Here is a 20710-nt window from a genome sequence, read left to right on the forward strand (position 1 = left end):
ATGGACCCCGGCGACACGCCCGGCGCCCCCGCGCGGGATCACGGCGTCCCCGCGCGGGACCACGGGGCGCCCGGCCGGGAGCGGTGGCTGGACGCGGCCGCGGGGCCGATCGTCCGGCCCTACGCGGTGACGCGCGGGCGCACCCGGCCGAGCGGCGAGCCGCTGGACATCGTGACGATCCTCGTCGCGACCGGCCGGCGGCCCGCCGAGCCCGGCCGGCTCGCCCGCCCGCAGCGCCGGATGCTGGCGCTGTGCCGCCGCCCCTACGCCCTCGCCGACCTGGCGTCCGACCTGGACCTGCCGTTCGGCGTGATCCGGGTGCTGGCGGGCGACCTGCTCGACTCGGGGCTCCTGGACGTCCAGCGGTGGTCCGCGCCCGCCGCCGTGCCGTCCCCCGGTGCGGACGCCGCCGCGCCGCCGCCCGCCACCGTCCCGCCGCATCTGGACCAGAACCTGCTCAGGAGGGTGCTCGATGAGCTCCGCGCGCTCTAACTCCCCGGAGGCCCCCGAGGCCCCCGCCGACGAGCGGCTGGACGGCCCGCGCGTCGCGCTGAAGATCCTCGTCGCCGGCGGGTTCGGCGTCGGGAAGACGACGCTGGTCGGCGCGGTCAGCGAGATCCGGCCGCTGCGCACCGAGGAGGCGCTGACCGACGTCGGCAGCGCCGTGGACGACCTCGACGGCGTCGCCGCGAAGACCACCACGACCGTCGCGATGGACTTCGGCCGCATCACCCTGCGGGACGGCGTCGCCGTCTACCTGTTCGGGACGCCGGGCCAGGAGCGCTTCTGGTTCATGTGGAACGAGCTGTCGCGCGGGGCGCTCGGCGCGGTCGTCCTCGCCGACACGCGGCGGCTGATGGCGAGCTTCGCCTCGATCGACTACTTCGAGCGGAAGGGGACGCCGTTCGTCGTCGCCGTCAACTGCTTCGAGGACGCCGACCGCTACGAGCCGCCGGAGATCCGGACGGCCCTCGACATCGACCCGCACGTCCCCGTCCTGCTGTGCGACGCGCGCCGGACGGGCTCGGCGAAGGAGGTGCTGGTGTCCCTCGTCGAGCACGCGCTGCGGCTCGCCGGCGGCTCCGGCAGGCGCGGCTAGCCGCCCGGGCGGCGGGGCCCGGCGCGGCCCGGAGCGTCCGGGCGAGGGGGCTACTCCTCGCCCGGACGCGGCGGCCCCATGACGATCTCGTCGACCGCGACGGCGTGCCCGTCCGCGCATCTGACCTGCGACGTCACGGCCTCGCCGCAGCCCGCGTGGGTGAGCCTGACCTGGCGCCCCTCGTCGCCGGGCAGGTACGTCTCGCCCCATTCCATGAGGCCGACGAGCGTGGGCGCGAGGTCCTGCCCCATCTTCGTCAGGTGGTACTCGTAGCGGGTGCGCTGCCCCGGCTCCTGGTACGGCTCCCGGCTGAGCAGCCCGGCCTTGACGAGGTGCCGCAGCCGGGCCGTCACCGCCGACTCGGTCATCTCCAGGTTGCGGACGAAGTCGCCGAAGCGGTTGGTCCCGAAGTACGCCTCGCTCAACACGAGGACGGCCGACGGCGGACCGAGCGCGGCCAGCGTCCGCGCGACCGGGCAGTTCTGCATCGACCAGGCGTCGCGGTCGGCGAAATGCCCCTCAAGTGCGATTGTCACGCGACCACTATAAACCTGCTGACTTTGCTTGACCAAAGTCAGCCCGCTCGCTAGCCTCGCTGACTATGGTGGAACAAAGTCAGGTACCCGCTCTCGGGGGCCGGCGGGTGCGGCCCGGGCTGGTGCTCGCGGTGCTCTCCGTCGCGTCCTTCATGGCGGGCCTCGACCTGTTCATCGTCAACGTCGCCTTCAACGACATCGGCCGCGACTTCGCGGGCCGGCCCATGGCCGACCTGTCCTGGGTGCTGAACGGCTTCGCGATCGTGTTCGCGGCACTGCTCGTCCCGCTCGGCCGGCTCGCCGACCGGTACGGCCGCAAGCCCGGCCTCCTCCTCGGCCTCGCCGTGTTCACGCTCGCGTCGCAGGCGTGCGCGATGGCGCCGTCCCTGTGGTGGCTGGTCGCCTTCCGCGTGCTCCAGGCCGCGGGCGCGGCGGCGCTCATCCCCACCAGCCTCGGGCTCCTGCTCTCCGCCTACCCGGCCGAGCGGCGCGGCGGCGCCGTGCGGATCTGGTCGGCCGCGTCCGCGCTCGCCGCCGCGGCCGGGCCCGCCGTCGGCGGCGTGCTCGTCGAGCTGTCCTGGCGGTGGGTGTTCGAGGTGAACGTCCCGATCGGGATCCTCGCGATCCTGCTGGCGTGGCGGTTCGTCCCCGACTCGCGGGAGGGCGCCACCGCCCGCGTCCCCGACCTGCCGGGCACCGCCGTCCTCACCGCCGCGATCGCGCTGCTCGCGCTCGCCGTCGTCAAGATCAACGACTGGCCGGGGGAGCAGACCGTGCTCGCCTGCGGCGCCGCGCTGCTCGGCCTCGCCTGGTTCTGGCTGCGCTCGCTGCGCCACCCGGCGCCGGTGATCGAGCCGTCGCTGCTCGCCGTGCGCACCTTCACCTGGTCGAACGCCGCGATCCTGCTGTTCACCGTCGCGTTCGCCGCGAACCTCCTGCTCGGCGTGCTGTGGATGCAGCAGGTCTGGCACTACTCCGCCATCACGACCGGGCTCGCCGTCGCGCCCGGCCCGCTGATGGTCCCGATCATGGCGCTGGTCGCCGGACGGCTGGCCGCCGCGCGCGTCCCGGTCGGTCTGATCACCGCCGCCGGGTGCATGCTCTGCGCGTTCGGCGTCGTCATGATCGCGATGAGCCTCGGCCCGGCGCCCGCTTACGCGTCCGAGCTGCTGCCGGGCTGGCTCATCGGCGGGACGGGCGTCGGCCTCGCCCTTCCCACCATCCTGTCCGCCGCCGCCGTGGAGCTGCCGCCGCACCGGTACGCGACGGGCAGCGCGGTGCTGAACATGAGCAGGCAGATCGGGAGCGTCCTCGGCGTGAGCCTCGCGGTCGCCGTCCTCGGCGTCCCGCGCGGCTACCCGGACGTCCACGACGCCTACGTCGACGCTTGGCTGATGGTCGGCGGGTTCATGGCGATCGCAGCGATCGCCGCCCTTGGCATGACCCCGCGCAGACCACGGCCCTCCCCATCCCCCGTCCCCGAGACAGAAACGGAAGTGGTCGCCGGTACTTCATGATTCCTCGCCTTGACACGGGGAGCCAGGCGAAACCTTGACCCGGACCTTCATGGCCCGGTTCGTCTGGACGACCCCGCACACACAACAGGCACCTCCATCCGGAGGAGGTGCCTGTTGTGCATTTCCCTACATCTCAGCCCTGTACGGCGGTGATCAGGATGAGGACCGGTGTCGCCACCGCGAACAGGCCGTTCCCCATCACGACCGGGATGGGGAACCCGCGCTCGGCCGCGAGGGCTGCCCGGCGCGGCCCCGGCCGCTCTATGGTTACGGCGTGAAGGTTTCTGCGGAATGCCGGACTCGTCCCGGCGACGCGCGCCCGTCCCGCCGGATCGGCCCGGACGGGGCGCGGCCGTGCGGGTAGCGGGGCGGCGGGCCGGGCGGATCGCGGCCGCGTGCGTCCTCGCGGGCGGCCTGCTGGCGGCGTGCGGGCGGGACGGCGGCGAATCGCTGCTGGACAAGTCGACCCTGGTCGTCGGCGTGCGCCCGGACCTGCCCGGACTCGGGCTCCGCCGCGCGGACGGAAGCTTCGAGGGCTTCGACATCGACGTCGCCCGGTACATGGCCGACCGGCTCGGCAAGAAGGTGCGGTTCGTCCAGGTGCTGTCGGCCGAGCGGATACCGGCGCTGACGTCGGGACGCGCCGACATGGTGCTCGCGACGCTGTCGGTCACGCCCGAGCGCAAGACGCAGGTCGCGTTCGCCGGGCCGTACTCGATGTCCTTCCAGGACGTCCTGGTGCGGTCGGACGAGCGCGCCGTCAAGGGCGTCCGCGACCTGAAGGGCCGCAGGTTCTGCGGGGTCGAGGGCTCGGACCCGGTGAAGCGGCTGCTGGCGATCAACGGGATGACCGCGCAGATCGTCAAGGCCAGGGACTACGACGAGTGCATGGCGCTGATCAAGCAGCGCCGGGTGGACGCGATCACCACGAACGACGTGATCCTGGCCGGGCTGATCCGCCGGGAGGGCGGCGGGCTCCGGCTGGTCGACGCGCGGATCAGCGAGCAGAACACCGGCATCGGCCTGCGCCGCGGCGACCTCGGCGGCTGCGAGGCCCTGAACCGGGCCATCACCCGCATGTACCAGGACGGGACGGCCGCCAAGCTGATGAGCAAGTGGTTCGGCGGCACCGGCCTCAACGTCTCGAAGGTCGAGGTCCCCCAGTTCGAGGGCTGCGACTAGCCCCGGTCGGCCTGGCGCCGCCGCCCGCGCGGCGGCGCCAGGAGACTCGGACGGCCCGCGGGCCCGGACGGGCCCGCGCCCGCGACCGAGCCGCGCCTACGGCCTCGCCGCGTGGTTCGGCTGGGCCGCGTGCTTTGGCTGAACCGCGTGGTTCGGCTGGGCCGCGTGGTTCGGCTGGACGGCGTGCTTCGGTTTGGGCTTCTCGTTCACTTCCACGGTCAGGCTGGACTCGTTGGAGGTGACGGTGGAGCCGTCGTCCTCGCGGAGGCCGGTGGCGATCGCGGTGTTCTCGACGAATCCGCGCTCCCGGTCCTCCTGGGTGACGGTGTGCGAGCCCGTGCAGGTCACCGACTCGCCCGGGGCGAGGATCCCGGGCGGGCAGTGAAGCCCTTCGGCGAGCCGGTCGTTGATGGTGATGGTGTTCAGCGGTTCCTCGCCCCGGTTGGTGACGATGAACCGGTACCTGATGATGTTCCACCGCTTGCCGGGCTCGCCCCACCCGGCGAACTCCTTCTTGAGCTCCAGTTCACCGAGCGGGCGCTCGGAGTTCAGGACGACCCGGCGGATGAGGTGGACGTCGGTGAACAGGCCGGTGGAGGCCGCGAACCCGAACTTGTAGGTGTCCGGGACGGGTTCGGGCGCGGCGAAGCTCAGCACCCGCTGGAACCCGCGCCCGTCCTGGAAGTCGATGTCGACGGTGACGACGGGGTTCGGCGCGGGCGACACGACGACGTGGACGGTCCGCTTCACCGGTTCGAGGAGAGCCTCGGCCTGCGCGGGCGTGGCGTCGGGCGGGATCGAGGCCAGGTTCCCCTGGAGCGTTCCCGGCAGCGTGGACGGCCACGGCCCGGTGGTCGTCTTGTTGCTGGTGGTGGCGTCCAGCCAGCAGTAGCCTTCGGTGCCGTTCCCGGGCCCGCGGACGGTCACCATGTTCGCCCCCGGCCCCGGGACGTGGAATCCCGTCCCGGCCGGAGAACGCTGCGCGCAGCCGTTTCCGCGGTGCTCCCAGTCGCCGAAGTAGTTTCCGAGGACATCGAGCCCGATTCCGAGATATCCGCCGTTCACGCCCGGAATGAATTCGGCGTTGGGATCGTCGTCGGGCAGTTTCTGCGCGTATCCGAGGCTTCCGCCGAAAGCACCCGGCTGGGTGAGTCGCGTGGCGCCGTCGGTGAGGAAGAACGAGATCCCGTCCGCCGCGACCTGCGTCGTGTTGCCGTACTGCCACTGCTCGAAGGTGACGTCCAGCCCGTCGGTCGCCGGGATCGGCGAGTCGAACAGCACGGCGCCGGACTGGTCGTTGTGGGCGTCGGTGAGCTGGAGGTATCCGTGCGGTGCCCCGTTGCCCGGCGGCACCGGGCCGACCGGGTCCAGGCGGCAGCCCGCCAGCGTGTGCTCCCCCGGTCCCGGTGTAGCGCCGCGCGGCGCGCCGGTCAGGCACGCCGAGCCGTACCCGATGAAGCGCGGGTCGGCGGTGGCCCCGGTGAACGACTCGCCGACCAGTTCCGTGCCCTGCCGCCGCTCGGCCGCGGACGTGTGCCCCGCTGACGCGGCCAGCGCCGCCGCGACGCCGACCGCCGCGACCCCCGCGACGGCGCGGGATATCCCTTGTCTCATTGCCTTCGCTCTTTTCTTCCGGATCGACGGGGAATCGCATCCCCTCTCACGCTCATATCAAGGCGCTTGCGGATGATCACAACCGCTGCCTTGCGCGTGGTCAGATCGGCGTCGAAGAATTGCGAAATCGAGTGTCGTCCCAGCGGCGGGTCAAGTCAGGCCCGCGCGGTGGCGAGGACGCGGGTCAGTTGGTCGGCGACGTCCGGGGAGAGGCCGCGTTCGCGTCGCCGGGCGTCGATCCGCGCGCGGAGTAGTCCGACCCGCCGGTTCACGTCGACCTTCCGGTCGGCGGCGAGGTCGTTCGCGAGGTCGGCGATCGCGGCGTCGAGGTCGATCGCGACGTCGGAGCGGATCTCCCCGGCGGCGTAGCCGCGGCTGACGATCGGGCGCATCCGGCCGAGCGCGGACGCGACCCGGCCCGTCCCGCGCCGCGGCGTCTGGACGCTCGCCGTCGTCGCCGGGACGACCACCGGTGTCCGTGGCCCGGACGCGAGGACGGCCACACCGGCGGTGACCGGGATCGCCGCCACGACGGCGAACGCGGCGAGTCGTGCCCCCGCGCCGTGCTTGCGCCGGGGTGGGCGCAGCACCCGCGTCCGGTGGTCGCGGGACGGCCGCTGGTCGGGGAGGGAGTCGATGCGCTGGGTCGCGGCGAAGGCGGTGGGCGGGCCGAACGCGGCGTTCACCGGTCTCGGACCGCGCTGGAGCAGGGCGGCGGCCTTCGCGGCGGACGGGCCGTCCGCCGGCGTCGCGTCCAGGCACAGCGCGGCGACCGGGGCCGGGCCGCCGGACGTCCCGGACGGCAGGCACGCGGAGATGAGCGCGCCTAGTGCGCGCACGTCGGCGGCCATGTCCGCGCCGGACGCGGGCCCGCCGCCCGCCCCGAGACCGATGACCTTGGCGTCGCCGTCCACGAGCATGACCTTGCGGGGGGACAGGCGTCCGTGCGCGATTCCGGCGGCGTGCGCGGCGTCGAGCGCCCCGGCGACCCGTTCGGCGACGTCCGCGGCCTCGGCCACGGAGAGCGGGCCGTGGCGCAGGAGGTCGGCGAGGGTCCCGCCGTCGAGGAACTCGGTCACGGCGTAGGAGACGGCGCGTCCGGCCCGGCCGCGCGCCCGGTCGCTGTCGTAGACGGTCTCCAGCGCGGGGTGCGTGAGCCCGGCGGCGCGGCCCACGCCCTGCTGGAACGCGCGGTGCGTGGCGGCGCTCCGGGCCGCGGGCAGCTTGACCGCGACGGTCAGGCCGAGCAGTTCGTCGCGGGCCCGCCAGACCTCCGTCGTCCCGCCGCGGTCGAGGCGCTCCACGAGCAGGTAGCGCTCCGTCAGCCGCACGCCCGATTCCACTCGAACCAACCTCGTCTCGAACCGACCGCGTCGCACGTCCAGGCCGGGCTCCGTCTCCGGCGTGCCAGGTGATACGGGCGGACGCCGCCCGCCGGTTCGACCGGTCACACGCCCGCCGGGGAGCGCTCCGCGCGCCATTCGGCCAGCAGTTCGCCGAGCCGCTCCTCGTACCGGACGACGTTCGCCGTCTTGACGTCCTCGTATCCGCGGATCATGTCGGGCAGTTCCGCGATCCGCACCGCGACGTCGAGCCTGCCGGGGCCGTCCGCGAGTCCGGCGACCAGCTCGTTCACCACGGCGACGTAGCCGGTGACGAGACGGCGCTCGGCGCGGCGCTGCGCGGTCGCGCCGAACGGGTCGAACGGGGTGCCGCGCAGCCGCCGCATGGCGCGCAGCGCGCGGAACGCCGGACGCGCCGTCCGTCCGAGCGCGATCTTCTTGTCCACCCCGACCGCGCGGAGCAGCGGCGGATGCAGCATGTACCGGACGGACGCGCCCGTCCCGAACTGCTCCTCCACCCGCCGCGCCAGCTCGGGATCGAGGTGCAGGCGGGCCACCTCGTACTCGTCCTTGTAGGCCATCAGCTTGTAGAGGTTGCGCGCGACGGCGACCGCGAGGGGCTGCCCGTCCGCGCCCGCAGCGCGGTCGGCGGCGGTGGCGACGCGCATGACGGCGGCGAGGTACCGCTCGGCGAGGGCCAGGTTCTGGTACGCGGCGAGGTCCGGGACGCGGATCCGCAGCACGCGGGCCAAGTCCCCGTCCGCGCCGGACATGTCGACCAGGCGCATCGCGGCCTCGGCGGTGCCGTCCAGCGGACGCGAAACCGCGGTCGGAGCCGCCGGTTCCGCCGCCCAGTCCGGTTCGAGGACGAGCCGCCGCCCCGCCCGGAACGCCTGCACGTTCGCCTCCACCTGGACGCCGTTCAGCGCGAGCGCCCGCTCGATCGCGTCCGCCGACAGCGGCAGCAGGCCCGCCTGGTAGGCAGCGCCGACCACGACGAAGTTGGCGGTCGTCGTGCTGCCGAACCAGCGTTCGGCGAGCGCGAGGGCGTCGAGCGCGACGAGCCGGTCCGCGTCGGTGCGGTCCGCGATACGCCGGACGAGCGCCGCGGTCGGCGGCAGCCCCGCCGCCGTGTCGGTGATCATGCGTCCGGTCGGGACCTCGCTGGTCGACACGACGGCGGCGGTCCGGCCGGGCGCGCAGCGGCGCAGGTTCGGCTCGGACGTCCCGGCGAGCGAGTCGAACACGAGGTAGGCGTCCGCGCCGCCCGCCCCGACCATGCCGGGACGGTCCGCGCCGGCGGACCCGATCCGCAGGTGCGACACGACCGCGCCCGCCTTCTGGCTGAGCCCGGTCTGGTCGAGCGCGCGGGCGTGCCGCCCGTCGAGGAGGGCCGCCATGGAGAGCACCTGGCTGACGGTCACGACGCCCGTCCCGCCGATGCCGACGAGCAGGACGTCCGCGCGTTCCGGCCGCCGCACCGGCTCGGGCGGTTCGCCGATCTCCGGCAGGCGCTCCTTCGCGGCCCGCGTGCCGGGGGTGACGGTGACGAAGGACGGGCAGTCGCCGTCCACGCAGGAGTAGTCCTTGTTGCAGGACGTCTGGTTGATCTGCGTCTTGCGGCCGAACTCCGTCTCGACCGGCTCCACGCTGAGGCAGTTCGACTTCACGCCGCAGTCGCCGCAGCCCTCGCACACCGCCTCGTTGATCAGCACGCGCGTCGCCGGGTCGGGGACGAGCCCGCGTTTGCGCTTGCGCCGCGTCTCCGCCGCGCACGCCTGGTCGTAGAGCAGCACGGTCACGCCGGGGATCTCGCGCAGTTCGCGCTGGACGGCGTCCAGGTCGTCGCGGTGCCGGACGCGGACGCCGGGCGCCCAGCCGGTCCCGCGCGGGTACCGGGACGGGTCGTCCGCCACCACGGCGATCTTCGCGACGCCCTCGGCGGCCAGCATCCGGGTGACCGCCGCCGGGTCGGAGCCGCCGTCCGCGTCCTGCCCGCCGGTCATCGCCACGGCCGCGTTGTAGAGGATCTTGAAGGTGATGTTGGTTCCGGCGGCGACGGCCTGCCGCACGGCGAGGCTCCCCGAGTGGAAGAACGTTCCATCGCCCAGGTTCTGGAAGAGATGCTCGGTCTCGCTGAACGGCGCCGCGCCGACCCACATCACGCCCTCGCCGCCCATCTGCGTGGTGCCGATGCTGCGGTCCTGGAACACGGTCATCACATGGCAGCCGATTCCGCTCGCGGCGATCGAGCCGTCCGGGACGACCGTCGACCGGTTGTGCGGGCACCCCGAGCAGAAATAGGGGGTCCGGGCCGCGCCCAGCAGGTCGATCTTCGGCTTGCGGGGCCGGAGCACGGGGTCGCGCAGGTCGAGGTGCTCCTCGCCGACGCGGTCGGCGAGCAGGCGGGCCAGGGCCTTGGTGATCCGGTCGGCGTCCAGGCCGCCGTCCGCCGGGATCAGCGGGGCCCCGTCCGGCCCGTTCTTCCCGTACACGGCCGGACGCTCCGCCAGGTCGTACAGGACGTCCCGGAACTGCGTCTCCACGAACGCCCGCTTCTCCTCCACCACGACGATCTCGCGGAGCCCGCGCGCGAACTCCCGCGCCCGGCCCGCGTCCAGCGGATGGATCAGCGCGAGCCGCAGCAGCCGCACGCCCCGCCGCTCCAGCGCCGCGTCGTCCAGCCCGAGCCGGTCGAGGGATTCGCGCAGCTCAAGGTAGGTGCGCCCGGCCGCGACCAGGCCGATCGCCGCGTCCCCGGCGGCGCCTTCGATCCGGTCGAGCCCGTTGGCGGCGGTGTAGGCTGTGGCCGCCTGCAGCCGTCCCTGCAGGACCTCACTCTCCAGCGACGTCGTGTCCTTGAGGTCCACGCCCGGACGGCGGGTCGGCTTCCACGGGCGCCCCTGCCAGGTGAACTCGGGGAGCACCGGGTCGGGGACGGGCTCGACGTCCACGGTCTCGTGCGAGTCGGCGACGTCGGTGACGAGCTTGAAGCCCGTCCACGCGCCGCTGAACCGCGACATCTCGAACCCGTGCCGGCCGAGGCGCAGCACGTCCCCGATCGACGCGGGGACGAGCACCGGCATGAACGCCTCCGCGAGCGCGCCCTCCGTCGCCGACGGCAGCGTGGACGACTTGCAGGACGGGTCGTCCCCCACCGCGGCGAGCACCCCGCCCCGCGCCGACGTCCCGAGCCAGTTCGCGTGCTTGAACGCGTCCAGCGACCGGTCGACGCCCGGCGCCTTCCCGTACCAGAGGCCGAAGACGCCCTCGAAGCGCGGGCCCGGCAGGTGCTCCACGAGCTGCGACCCGTAGACGGCCGTCGCCGCCAGCTCCTCGTTCACGCCCGGCACGAACCGGATGTCGTGGGCGCCCAGCAGTTCCGCGTCCCGCATGAGCTGCTGGTCGAGGCCGCCGAGCGGCGATCCCCGGTACCCGGACACGAACCCGGCGGTCGTCCAGCCGCGCCGGGCGTCCGCGCGCCGCTGGTCGAGCAGCAGCCGGACGAGCGCGTGGACACCGCCGATCGCGATCCGTCCCCGGTCGAGTTCCAGCCGGTCGCGGAGAGGAGATGCGAGGGTGCTCATTCCTGCATTAGCCCGCCCCGGTGAGCGGTGTGCAAGATGTCCGGACGATAATTGAGCAGATTGCTCAAATCGGCCCCGGCCTGCCGAAAGGGGTTGCGCATTGTGACCCGTCCCACCCTGCTCGACCTGCAAGTCCTCCGCCGCCTCGTGGAGCAGCCGCGGATCGGCGTCACCGAGCTGGCCGCCAAGCTCGGCATCGCCCGCAACACCGCGCACGCCCGCGTCGAGCGGCTCGAACGCGACGGCGTCATCGGGCACCGCGGCCGGGAGGTCGACCTCGCCGCGCTCGGGTTCGAGCTGACCGCGTTCGTCACCCTGGAGGTCGCGCAGGGCAGGCTGCGGGAGGCGGCCGTCGCGCTCGCCGCGATCCCGCGCGTGCTGGAGGTGCTCGGCATCACCGGGGAGGGCGACCTGCTGGTCCGCGCGGCCGCGCCGAGCGCCAAGGAGCTGCACGAGGTGATCGACTCGATCCTCGCGTGCCCCGGCGTCCGGCGCAGCCACACGTCGATCGTGCTCACCCACCAGGTCCCGTTCCGCATCGGACCCCTCCTGGAGGACGAAGAGAGACGCGCCCGTTCCGCCGACCGGTAGCCGCTCAGTCGCCGAAGACGCCGGACGTCGCGTTCACGAACGTCGCCGTGATCGCGCCCGCCGCGTCGGAGGCGAGGAACGCGGCCGTCCCGGCGATCTGGTCGAGGGTGGGGGAGCGGCGCAGCATCCGCATCTCGGCGAGCTGCTTGAACAGGCCCTCGCGGGCGGCGTCGTCCAGGTCCATGCCGGTGGCGGCGAGCTTCTCGCGCGTCAGCGTCTCGGGGAGCCCGGCCGTCCAGATGCCGACGACGCGGACGCCGCTCGGCCCCGCCTCCTGCGCCAGGTTCCGGACGAGCGCGTCCATCGCCGCGTCGGCCGGGCCCGTCCCGCCCATCATCGGGCTGCCCTTCGCGGACCCGCTGTTCAGCGCCAGCACCACTCCGGAGCCCTGCGCCGCCATGAGCTTCGCGGCGGTCCGCGCGGTGAGGAAGTTCGCGGTGATCGCGGTGGTGACGGGGCGCAGGAAGTCGTCGGCGGGGATCTCCGTCAGCGGGACGCCGTGCATGTCGCCGCGCGAGACGAGGTTGAAGGACACGTCCAGGCTGCCCGCCCTGTCGACCACGCCCTCGGCGTGCGCCTGGACGGCCTGCTCGTCCAGCGCGTCGACCACGGCGACCTCGGCGTGCCCGCCCGCCGCCGCGATGTCGGCGGCCACCGCCTCCAGGGTCTCGCGGGTGCGCCCGGCCAGGTGGACGGTCGCGCCGTGCAGGGCGAAGGCGCGGGCGACGGCGGTGCCGATCGAGCCGGCGGCGCCGTAGATGATCGCGTTCTTGTTCTCCAGCATGGTCTGCTCCGTTTCGTCGCTTGCGAACGGATGTTGAGACGCAGGCCCGCGGAAAACTAATCGGTCAGCGTCAGCGGCAGCCCGAACGCCGGGAAGAGGTGCGGCTCGAACGACGTGATCTCGGCGATCAGGCCGTCCTCCACGCGGAGGACGTCGAGGACCTGCGCCCGGTACACGCGCGTCCCCGGACGCTGCACGTACCCGCCGAGCGCGGGCTGCCCGTTCGCCCGCGTCGGCAGGTGCCGCCAGCGTCCGAAACAGGTGGGGGACGCCGGGTCGAACGTCGGCCCGAGCATCGCGACGATCGCGTCGCGGCCGCCGAACCACAGCGGGTTCGGGGGCATGGTGATCCGCGCGTCGGCGCGGAGCATCCCGGCCATCGCGCCGACGTCGCCGTCCGCGGCGGCGCGCATGTAGCGGTCGAGCAGGTCCCGCTCCGCCTCGGACGGGTCCGCGCCGCGCGCCCACTCGTGCCGCCGCTCCGGGAGCCGCTCGCGCAGCGCGGGACGCGCCCGCTGCAACGCGCTGGTCACCGAGGCCACGGTCAGGTCGAGGGCCGTCGCGGTGTCGGCGGCGGGCCAGCCGAGCACGTCCCGCATGATCAGGACGGCGCGCTGGCGCGGCGGCAGATGCTGGATCGCGGCGAGGAACACCAGCTCCAGCGTCTCCGCCGACTCGGCCGCGGCCTCCGGGTCCTCGTCCGGGAAGGGCTGCAACCAGGGCAGGAACGTGGGCGCCTCCACCCCGTCGCTCGGCGGGACGGGCGACGGCCCGTACCGCTGCGGCCTCCGCTCGTTCCGCCGCAGGAAGTCGAGGGTCGCGTTCGTGGCGATCTTGTAGAGCCAGGCGCGGAGGCTGGCGCGCCCCTCGAACCCGTCGCGGTTCCGCCAGGCTTTGAGCAGCGTCTCCTGGACAAGGTCCTCCGAGTCGTCGTACGAGCCGACCATGCGGTAGCAGTGGACCTGGAGTTCCCGCCGGTACGGCTCGACGAGATCGGCGAACGACCATTCGTCGCCGCTCCGCACGGCGGCGGCCTCATCCTCCGATTCCGTAACGCCGGGTTCCGTGACGGCGGAATTCGTCACGGGCTCGGGCGTGACGGTTCGTGAGACATCCCGCGCGACCCGGGCGATGCTCCGAAGCCTGCGGACCGACGACGAAAGGCTCTCCACACCCGAATAGAACGGCTCCGGCTTCTCCGGAACGAGCCCCTTCACCTGGTGCTCGATCTCGGAGATGAGTTGTTGGACGCCTCCGCCGCCGGCGGCCTGCCGCGTCCGATACGCCTTCTGGCGGCACGCCGCCGAGCAGTAGACCGACGCCCGCCCCGGCTTCCCACCGGAAGCCGCAAGACTCTTCCCGCACGTCCGACACACGTTCCCCGCCACGCGCCCGACCCTAACCCCGTTCGCCGCGATGAGTTCCGCGCGGAGGGCGGGTCTGTTTCCATGACCGCTGGAGACACCACGGAGGACGCCATGCCGAACACCCCGGAGCCCGGCCGCCCGCCCATCGTCGACCTGGCCACCTGGCAGGCCGCGCGTGACGAACTGCTCGTCCGCGAGAAGGCCCACACGCGCGAGGGCGACGCCATCGCCGCAGCCCGCCGCCGCCTCCCGATGGTCGAGTTCGACGGGACGGTCGAAGTCGTCGGCGCGGACGGTCCCGTCCCATTCCTCGACCTGTTCCAGGGCCGCGACGAATTGGTGGTCTACAAGCACATGTGGTGGGACGGAGCGCCCCACCAAGGCCAATGCGAAGGCTGCACCACCACGGCCTGGTCTATCAAGGACGCCGTCTACCTCAACGCACGCGGCGTCTCGTACTCCGTCCTGACCACGGGCCCATGGGACGAAGTGGCCCCGTACCTCGAATTCATGGGCTACACCGAGCCCTGGTATTCGGTGCGCGGAATAAACGGCCCGGCAGGCGGGCCGATGGGATACATCACCGCCTATCTGCGCGACGGCGACCGCACTTTCCTCACCTATTCCACGACCGGACGCGGAAACGAGCGGGTGAACCCCTCCCTCGGCCTGCTCGACCTGACGCCCTACGGGCGCGGCGAGGCGTGGGAGGACGTCCCCGAAGGCTGGCCCGAGGGCGGTCACGCGTGCTGGTACTGGCGCTCCGACGCGGATGGGAACCCGACCAACGGCCCGACGAGCCGTCCCGTCCCGCAATGGAGCCGCCCCGGCGCGACGCCCGTGGAGACCCTGGGCCGGAAAGCCGACCCCCACTGACGCGCGCTACGGCTTGCGGAGGACGCCGCCGTATTCGGTGAGGTCGCGGCCCAGTTTCGAGGCGCCCGCGTAGCGCTTCAGCTCGGAGGGGACGGGCGCGAGGCGCGGCTGCTCCAGGTCGGGGCGCCAGTTCACAACGTCGACCAGGCCGGGCTCGACGGGCTCCAGGCCCGCCGGGAGGAGGGCGTCGGTCTCGGCGCGGTCGCGGGTCCGCCAGCGGAGACCGGCGCCGTTGGAGCGGGCGTCGATGTCGGCGGCGCGCTCGGCGTCGGAGCAGACGATCTGCGTGAACGCCAGGTGGCTGCCGGGGACGGCGCGGTCGATGACGGTGCTCAGGATGCGGCCCGGGTCGTCCTCGTCGAGCAGGTGGTGGCCGACCGACAGGAACAGGACGGCGAGCGGCTCGTCGAAGTCGATGAGACGTTCCACGTCCGGGTGCGCGAGGATCGTCTCCTGGTCGCACATGTCGGCGGTGATCACGGCGGTGGAGTCGTCGTCGGCCAGCAGCGCGCGGGCGTGCACGAGCACGATCGGGTCGATGTCGACATAGACGACGCGTGTATCGGACGCGAACCTCCGCGCGACCTGGTGCACGTTGTCATTGGTCGGCAACCCGCAGCCCATGTCGAGGAACTGCCGAATCCCGGCCTCCTGCGCCAAGTACCGGACGGCCCGGTAAAGGAACAACCGGTTCTGCCTGGCCAGGTCGATGAACTCGGGGAACTCCGGCAGGTTCTGCAACATGAAGTGCCGGTCGGCCTCGTAGTGGTCCTTGCCGCCAAGGGCCCAGCCGTAGATGCGGGCGGCCGTGGGCACGTCGTGGTGAATCTCGGTGGGGATGTCCTCGGCTGCTGCCACGGCGTACTCCTGAGCGTCCATACAAGCGGATTATCCAGCATTCCAGGCTAGCGGCCCATAGCGCGTTTCCCGGTGGAAACCCGACAAAAACGATCATGGATGGCCAGGTTGCGCGGCCCGACCGTGGATCGGTCCGACGCTCGACCGCGGCACCAGACCGTCCCGCAACGCGATGACCAGCAAGGCGGCACGCCTCCCGGCCCCGCGGACCGATCCAGCCGCGCCCCCTCAAGCCACACGCCGGCACCCGCCCAGACGCCCGAAGATCACCTCCCCTCGACATTGGCGCGTTCCGGCCTGTAACGCGCGGCCCTTCTGGCGAATCCGAGCCATCACCCATGACACGACGCACTCGACGGGATACGCGCGGGGTCTCGGCCTTCTGGTCAGGAAGGCTTGACGATGCCGAGGCCGTCGGCGCCGACCTTGATGGAGGACTCGTCCAGGTTCCCCTCGGCGATCGGCTGGAGGTGGCCGTCCAGGTCGTGGACGGGGCTGGCCTCCTTGTACCAGGACGTGATGACGGCGTTGCCCCAGAAGTCGCGGCGGCGGTCGTCGTTGACGTTCCACCGGTGCGTCTCGTAGTCGGGGTCGCCGGTGAAGTAGTCGGACGTGTAGACCTCCACCCGGTGCCCGTCGGGGTCGCGCAGGTACACGTAGAAGGCGTTGGAGACACCGTGTCGTCCTGGCCCGCGCTCGATGTGGTGCTCCTTGCCGAGCGCCCCGAAGACGTCGGCGGTGTGCAGCACCTGGTGGGACTCGTGCGTCGCCATCCCGATGTGGTGCAGGTAGGGGCCGGGGCCGTGGGTCAGCGCGACGTCGTGGACGGTCGGCTTGCGGAACATCCACGCCGCGTACAGCTCGTGCTCGTCGCCCTCGATGGTCTCCGAGCAGCCGAACCCGAGCGACTTGTAGTACTCGTAGGCGGCGGGGATGTCGGGGGTGCAGATGTTGTAGTGGTCCAGCCGCGCGATCTGGGCGCCTCGGTGCAGGTCGTAGCGCTGGATGAGGCGCTCGCCGCGGGCGATGTCGTGGAAGAACTCGACGGGGACGCCGAGCGGGTCGACGACGCGGACGGCGTCCCCGACGCCGCGCGTCCCGGTCCCCGCCGGAACACGGCGGACGGGACACTCCAACTCGGTGAAGAACCGTTCTGCCCGGTCGACGTCCTCGGGAGTGCGGACCCGGTAGGCGAGGTGGTCGAGCGCCGCCACGGGCGCGGCGCGCAGCACGACGGAGTGATGGGTCAGCTCATCGGAGCCGCGCAGGTAGAGCGCGTCCTCGTCCTCGTGCTGGACGTGCATGCCGAGCATGTCGACCCAGAACCAGCGCGACGCGGCCAGATCGGTGACGGCGAGCTGCACGTAGGCGGACCGGACGACATCGGGGGCTGCACTCATGATTCCTCCTGCACACAGAAGCGAAGGGCGTTCGCCGCCGCGCGTCCGCCTCGTCACGGAGCGCCGTAACACGATGGTCGGCCCACTGACCTGCGCCAAGTAGGGACCTTCGTCCCTCGACCCAAATCCTTTGGTCCCAAACGACCTACTTCGAGCCAGGTGGGCGGTGATGATCAGGGTTCGCAGTCGTCGGCACCGGGTTCATGGCAGGACGAAGGTCCAGTCGGTCACTTTCGGTTTCTCAGCCGGTAGGTCGCCCACTGCTTGGTGAGCGCTGCGTGTTCGGCGACCCAGGCGGCGGAGTTGGTCTCGCTGTGGCCCCGCCACTTCTCGGCGAAGATCTCGGAGAACAAGTCGACGTGGGATGGCTCCGCGTCGTTCCACGAATCGAACTGAGAGACCCACTCGCCTGCTTCTCGTGGGCTGTGGCCTGCCTTGAGCAACCAAGGGATCAGGAGGCCGAGTTCGATCCATGCCTGGCCACGGGAAACGAACGCCCAGTCGACCACGTAGGCACGCCCCTCAGGCGTGATGATCAAATTTTCCTCGTTGAGGTCGGTGTGGAGTAGCGCGGTGCCGGCCAGGCGGGAGACGTCTACGGCGGCCGACTGCCAGCGCCGTTCGACCATCATCCGGACCACGTCGGGGCATGGAGTGGTCTGGATCGCTTGGATGGTCTTGGCGAGGACGGTCAAGTCCGGAGATCCCGGTGTGAAGTCGGCGCGTCGGCCGCTTACGTGCTCGAATCCGAGGACGACCCACTCCCTGGCCTCGGCCTGCCATCGAAGCCGGGGAGCGAATCCGGACACGTGCGGATTGACGGCCGCCTCACGGCGCAGCGACATGACTTCGGGACCGTCCCTGTCCGCCAGTTTCCGGGCCGCCTTGACAAAGGTGAGGCCCTCCGGACTGTGCAGGGTAGAGGCGATGTCCGCGTGGTTGCCCGTCGGGGCCGGATCGATGGAGCTGATCGGGCCTGTCTGGGTTTCGATCTCGATCCGCAGCTCTTGGGGCAGGTCCGTCCAGTCGCTCCGCATGAGGCTCCTTCAGAACTGGATGGTCAGCGCTCTGTCGGGGATCAGGTCTCCCCAACTCCCGAGCAACCCACGGCCGCTCTGGTCGTTGCACTCAGGCGGGCAGCAGGAGGATCCGGACTCGTCGTCCCAGAACTCGGGGTCGACGTACATGCCGGTGGCCTTGAGGTAGGGGATCGTGCGGGCGAGCGCAGCCCCGGACCGGATGTCATCGTCCATCACGGGCCGGTGGTGGATCATCGAGTCCGCGAACGCGAGACTCATCGGAAGGTACACCTCGGTGCGCTGGAGCGCCTCGTGCCACGCCTCGTCCACGGGCCGGGTCGGGACGATCCTGACGTACGCGCGCGGGTCACGCCGCGACTCGCGCCGGATCTTTCCTGCGGCCTTCAGGAAGACGAGATTCTGGCCGATCACTCGCTCGGTGTAGGGGTGCGAGCTGTGGTGCTTCTTGCGGAAGTCCTTCACCAGTAACTCGTACGCCCACGGCGGAACCAGCTCACGCGGGTTCCGGCCGATCTGCTCGACCCGTTCGATCGTGACCGTCATCGACTCCTCCTCGGGGTGTGGCCCACTGCGTGGTGAAGAGCAAAGCTCCGTGTCACACGACGGTGACCTGTTGTGAGGGCAGCGGTCCACGAAGTTGCGCTTTGTTGCGCCCGAGTCGCGCTAGTCCGCTTCGAGCCTCCTCAGAGAATCGTTGATCAGCTCACGGGCCCCAGGTCCGTAGACGGCAAGGGCAGACAGATCATCGAAAGCCCTGAAGTAGGTGACCAGCTCGCTTGGCGCGGTGACAGTGACGTTCGCGGTGAGCAACTCAACGTGAACCTGCGTCGTGTCGTAGACCGTGAACCCCTCGACCGGCCACATCGGACGGGCGGCGTCGGAGGGAATGACGCCCACGGACACCGAGGGCAGAGACATGTCACTGAGCAGGTGGCGGAGTTGGCCCGCCAGGACTGAAGGTCCACCGATTTGATAATCGAGAACGCACTGCTCGATCAAGAACACGAATGTATGTCCGCCAGTCGTCAGCACACGTCGTCGGGCAAGCCGGGCTTTGACCGCGGCCTCAACGTCGTTCGGGATGTTACGAAAGCTTGTGATGGCTTCGAGTAGGGCTCGTGCGTACTCGTCCGTTTGGAACAGGCCCGGGATCACGTGAGGTTGGTAGACCCGCATCCAACGGGTCCGCTCGTAGAGCGGAACGTACGACTGTTGGAGTTTGCGGAGCCCTGTCGGCTCCAGCCGCCGCCACTCCACATAGCCGCCCTCAGCGGCACGCAACGACGCAACGAGGTCGTCTATCTGGTCCTCAGTCCTGCAAGCTTCGCACCATGTCCGAATGTCGGCTTGAGTGACCGGCTGAACAGCCTTCTCAATGCGGCTGACCTTGCTCTTGTGCCAACCGGCTGCGACGGCGAGGTCTGTTCCGGACAACTCTGCGGCCAGGCGAAGTTCACGGAGGCGATCAGCGAGAGCCCGGCGGGCGGCCTGGACGCTGGACGATGGAGAAGGTGACGAGGGCATGGCAGCGGTCTAGCCGATCCGGTACTCCCGGTGGTCGACGGCCCGATCCCAGACGGCCTCGAAGGACGTGGCGCACAGCTTGATCGCCGCCGGATCGTCGGTCAGCTCGTCCACGATGTGTTCACCATCGCCGGCAAAGTGGTGGAAGCGGATGAGGCGGTCGTCGAACAACCAGAAGTCGTTACCGGGAAGTGCCAGGTCCGAAGCTTGGCGGCGGGGGAGCCAACGTACCTGCTCGCCGGCGGCCAGGTTCATCGACTCGGTGACGGCATGCTCGAACCTGATGTACGGCGTCACGGGCTCGGAAACGACGCGGGCTCGGCGGACCGATACGCCCCTGGCCACGGCCGGAGCGATGAGGGCGTGCCAATCGTTCTCCCGCTGTGTGCGGTCGAAGGCCGGGCCCTTGCCGGTGAATGCGCGGAAGGACGGATCGGAAGGCACGTAAGCATCGCGCATCTCCAGGTGAAGTGCCTGCGCCGTACATCCGCTGATCAGCTCGTCAAAGCCTCTCAGTTCCAGTGTCCGCATCGGCCTCCTCCGTCAGTGCCTTCAACAGGACGCCCCGCATCCGTGCCGGGATACGTCCTACGATCTCGCCGGGACCAATGGGGCTCTGCCCGTTGACCTCCGCCAGCTCGCTCTCGGACGTCACCTGTGGTCCTTGGAACAGCAGGTCGCCGGTGGCGTCGTCCACAAGCAGCGCGGGACAGTGCCCGCCATCGGTGCCCGGGTCGATAGCGACCAACCGTAAACCAGTCATCGAGACCTCCTGCCTCGTGTTACGCATCGTTGCGCCTCAGGGGCGAGGTTCGCTCCGATTCAGGAGCCGGTCAAGTCGCCTTCGCGACTATTCCGGCTCACGGACGCCGAACCAACATCACGGGAGGCGCTCCATGACGAAGCAGGGCGGGAAGCCGCGGTGGCGGGGGGTGTTGGCCCGTGGGCCCCCACCCGGGGAGGGTGGGGGCGGGCTTACTTCTTTTGTTCGGCTGCTCGGGGGTCGAATGCTCCGAGCAGGCTCAGCACCGACAGAACCAGGACGAGCGTTCCGCCGAATGCCGCGCCGCCGAACAAGATCGTCGCTGAGACCGAAGCGCCGTCCGCTCTCTTGAGCAGCGCCGCGACGAGAGCGACGATCGTGCTCATCAGGGTCGCGACCACGATGAACAGATACTTCACTTGCCAATCACCACCTCTCCCTCTCGGCTGCCGTCCCCCGCTGACAGGCGGCCGAGGCGCGATCGGTGGTGAACCCAAAAGTAGAGGTTGGAGCGCGTCGCCCGACCTAACCAGGTCGTGATAAGCCCCTTCCCAGGGCAGGGGGGACGTTAGGGCAACCGCGGGGGACCGGAGGGACAGGAAAAGGGGCACATCTCGCGATCTCGGGTC

At 71.2% G+C, this 20710-nt stretch carries 20 protein-coding genes; 6 read left to right on the top strand and 14 right to left on the bottom strand.

Features of this window, described 5'->3' with window-relative positions:
• Positions 1–492, top strand: a complete 492-nt coding sequence (locus FXF65_RS22610) for a DUF742 domain-containing protein (RefSeq protein ID WP_148351982.1) — start codon at positions 1–3, stop codon at positions 490–492.
• Positions 473–1099, top strand: coding sequence for a GTP-binding protein (locus FXF65_RS22615; protein ID WP_148351983.1), 627 nt, complete (start codon positions 473–475; stop codon positions 1097–1099). Before FXF65_RS22610 ends, FXF65_RS22615 begins: the two co-directional genes overlap by 20 nt.
• 50 nt (positions 1100–1149) lie before the next feature.
• On the opposite strand, the gene FXF65_RS22620 is transcribed toward FXF65_RS22615, so the two are convergent.
• Entirely contained in the window at positions 1150–1635 is a 486-nt protein-coding gene (locus tag FXF65_RS22620; protein WP_222868681.1) for a winged helix-turn-helix transcriptional regulator, read from the bottom strand.
• Positions 1636–1742: 107 nt separating this feature from the next.
• Here FXF65_RS22620 and FXF65_RS22625 point away from each other — a divergent pair, with 107 nt between their 5' ends.
• Positions 1743–3152: an MFS transporter gene (locus tag FXF65_RS22625; RefSeq protein ID WP_246199000.1), complete on the top strand. Its 1410-nt coding sequence runs from the start codon at positions 1743–1745 to the stop codon at positions 3150–3152.
• A gap of 291 nt (positions 3153–3443) precedes the next feature.
• Entirely contained in the window at positions 3444–4334 is an 891-nt protein-coding gene (locus tag FXF65_RS22630; RefSeq protein ID WP_148351985.1) for a transporter substrate-binding domain-containing protein, read from the top strand.
• Between the two features lie 96 nt (positions 4335–4430).
• On the opposite strand, the gene FXF65_RS22635 is transcribed toward FXF65_RS22630, so the two are convergent.
• From FXF65_RS22635 to FXF65_RS22645, 3 genes are all read right to left on the bottom strand, one after another.
• Positions 4431–5948 carry a DUF7507 domain-containing protein gene (locus FXF65_RS22635; protein WP_148351986.1) on the bottom strand — a complete coding sequence of 506 codons (1518 nt, stop codon included), beginning with the start codon at positions 5946–5948 and terminating at the stop codon, positions 4431–4433.
• A gap of 155 nt (positions 5949–6103) precedes the next feature.
• Entirely contained in the window at positions 6104–7279 is a 1176-nt protein-coding gene (locus FXF65_RS22640) for a protein kinase family protein (protein ID WP_148351987.1), read from the bottom strand.
• A gap of 116 nt (positions 7280–7395) precedes the next feature.
• Positions 7396–10878, bottom strand: coding sequence for an indolepyruvate ferredoxin oxidoreductase family protein (locus FXF65_RS22645; protein ID WP_148351988.1), 3483 nt, complete (start codon positions 10876–10878; stop codon positions 7396–7398).
• A 102-nt stretch (positions 10879–10980) separates the two neighbouring features.
• Between FXF65_RS22645 and FXF65_RS22650 the strand changes: the two genes are divergently transcribed.
• Positions 10981–11469: an Lrp/AsnC family transcriptional regulator gene (locus tag FXF65_RS22650; protein ID WP_246199002.1), complete on the top strand. Its 489-nt coding sequence runs from the start codon at positions 10981–10983 to the stop codon at positions 11467–11469.
• A 4-nt stretch (positions 11470–11473) separates the two neighbouring features.
• On the opposite strand, the gene FXF65_RS22655 is transcribed toward FXF65_RS22650, so the two are convergent.
• The gene (locus FXF65_RS22655) at positions 11474–12253 is read right to left on the bottom strand and encodes an SDR family NAD(P)-dependent oxidoreductase (protein WP_148351989.1); all 780 of its coding nucleotides are present in this window, start codon (positions 12251–12253) and stop codon (positions 11474–11476) included.
• Positions 12254–12309: 56 nt separating this feature from the next.
• Positions 12310–13338 carry a sigma-70 family RNA polymerase sigma factor gene (locus tag FXF65_RS22660; protein WP_222868682.1) on the bottom strand — a complete coding sequence of 343 codons (1029 nt, stop codon included), beginning with the start codon at positions 13336–13338 and terminating at the stop codon, positions 12310–12312.
• A gap of 393 nt (positions 13339–13731) precedes the next feature.
• Here FXF65_RS22660 and FXF65_RS22665 point away from each other — a divergent pair, with 393 nt between their 5' ends.
• Entirely contained in the window at positions 13732–14496 is a 765-nt protein-coding gene (locus FXF65_RS22665; protein WP_148351991.1) for a DUF899 family protein, read from the top strand.
• A 6-nt stretch (positions 14497–14502) separates the two neighbouring features.
• Here the strand turns inward: FXF65_RS22665 and FXF65_RS22670 are convergent, their stop codons facing one another.
• The 8 genes from FXF65_RS22670 to FXF65_RS22705 all read right to left on the bottom strand — a co-directional run bounded on the left by FXF65_RS22670 (position 14503) and on the right by FXF65_RS22705 (position 20500).
• Positions 14503–15375: an SAM-dependent methyltransferase gene (locus FXF65_RS22670; RefSeq protein WP_148351992.1), complete on the bottom strand. Its 873-nt coding sequence runs from the start codon at positions 15373–15375 to the stop codon at positions 14503–14505.
• 365 nt (positions 15376–15740) lie between these two features.
• On the bottom strand, positions 15741–16754 hold the full coding sequence (gene hpaD, locus FXF65_RS22675) for a 3,4-dihydroxyphenylacetate 2,3-dioxygenase (protein ID WP_148351993.1): 1014 nt from the start codon (positions 16752–16754) through the stop codon (positions 15741–15743).
• A gap of 227 nt (positions 16755–16981) precedes the next feature.
• A complete protein-coding gene (locus FXF65_RS22680; RefSeq protein ID WP_148351994.1) occupies positions 16982–17791 on the bottom strand; it encodes a phosphotransferase in 810 nt (269 codons plus the stop codon).
• Between the two features lie 9 nt (positions 17792–17800).
• Positions 17801–18337: a hypothetical protein gene (locus tag FXF65_RS22685; RefSeq protein WP_148351995.1), complete on the bottom strand. Its 537-nt coding sequence runs from the start codon at positions 18335–18337 to the stop codon at positions 17801–17803.
• 120 nt (positions 18338–18457) lie between these two features.
• A complete protein-coding gene (locus tag FXF65_RS22690) occupies positions 18458–19318 on the bottom strand; it encodes a helix-turn-helix domain-containing protein (protein WP_148351996.1) in 861 nt (286 codons plus the stop codon).
• Positions 19319–19327: 9 nt separating this feature from the next.
• The gene (locus FXF65_RS22695; RefSeq protein WP_148351997.1) at positions 19328–19849 is read right to left on the bottom strand and encodes a DUF6879 family protein; all 522 of its coding nucleotides are present in this window, start codon (positions 19847–19849) and stop codon (positions 19328–19330) included.
• The gene (locus tag FXF65_RS22700; protein ID WP_222868683.1) at positions 19821–20108 is read right to left on the bottom strand and encodes a hypothetical protein; all 288 of its coding nucleotides are present in this window, start codon (positions 20106–20108) and stop codon (positions 19821–19823) included. Before FXF65_RS22700 ends, FXF65_RS22695 begins: the two co-directional genes overlap by 29 nt.
• 185 nt (positions 20109–20293) lie before the next feature.
• Complete coding sequence (locus FXF65_RS22705; protein ID WP_148351998.1) at positions 20294–20500, bottom strand: hypothetical protein; 207 nt, start codon at positions 20498–20500, stop codon at positions 20294–20296.
• Between the last annotated feature and the right edge of the window lie 210 nt (positions 20501–20710).

Source organism: Actinomadura syzygii, from assembly GCF_008085905.1.
GTDB lineage: Bacteria > Actinomycetota > Actinomycetes > Streptosporangiales > Streptosporangiaceae > Spirillospora > Spirillospora syzygii.

Coding starts and splice junctions, on each gene's coding strand:
- FXF65_RS22610 (WP_148351982.1), top strand. CDS start 1: ATGGACCCCGGCGACACGCCCGGCGCCCCCGCGCGGGATCACGGCGTC.
- FXF65_RS22615 (WP_148351983.1), top strand. CDS start 473: ATGAGCTCCGCGCGCTCTAACTCCCCGGAGGCCCCCGAGGCCCCCGCC.
- FXF65_RS22630 (WP_148351985.1), top strand. CDS start 3,444: ATGCCGGACTCGTCCCGGCGACGCGCGCCCGTCCCGCCGGATCGGCCC.
- FXF65_RS22635 (WP_148351986.1), bottom strand. CDS start 5,948: ATGAGACAAGGGATATCCCGCGCCGTCGCGGGGGTCGCGGCGGTCGGC.
- FXF65_RS22645 (WP_148351988.1), bottom strand. CDS start 10,878: ATGAGCACCCTCGCATCTCCTCTCCGCGACCGGCTGGAACTCGACCGG.
- FXF65_RS22655 (WP_148351989.1), bottom strand. CDS start 12,253: ATGCTGGAGAACAAGAACGCGATCATCTACGGCGCCGCCGGCTCGATC.
- FXF65_RS22665 (WP_148351991.1), top strand. CDS start 13,732: ATGCCGAACACCCCGGAGCCCGGCCGCCCGCCCATCGTCGACCTGGCC.
- FXF65_RS22670 (WP_148351992.1), bottom strand. CDS start 15,375: ATGGACGCTCAGGAGTACGCCGTGGCAGCAGCCGAGGACATCCCCACC.
- hpaD (WP_148351993.1), bottom strand. CDS start 16,754: ATGAGTGCAGCCCCCGATGTCGTCCGGTCCGCCTACGTGCAGCTCGCC.
- FXF65_RS22680 (WP_148351994.1), bottom strand. CDS start 17,791: ATGCGGAGCGACTGGACGGACCTGCCCCAAGAGCTGCGGATCGAGATC.
- FXF65_RS22685 (WP_148351995.1), bottom strand. CDS start 18,337: ATGACGGTCACGATCGAACGGGTCGAGCAGATCGGCCGGAACCCGCGT.
- FXF65_RS22690 (WP_148351996.1), bottom strand. CDS start 19,318: ATGCCCTCGTCACCTTCTCCATCGTCCAGCGTCCAGGCCGCCCGCCGG.
- FXF65_RS22695 (WP_148351997.1), bottom strand. CDS start 19,849: ATGCGGACACTGGAACTGAGAGGCTTTGACGAGCTGATCAGCGGATGT.
- FXF65_RS22700 (WP_222868683.1), bottom strand. CDS start 20,108: ATGCGTAACACGAGGCAGGAGGTCTCGATGACTGGTTTACGGTTGGTC.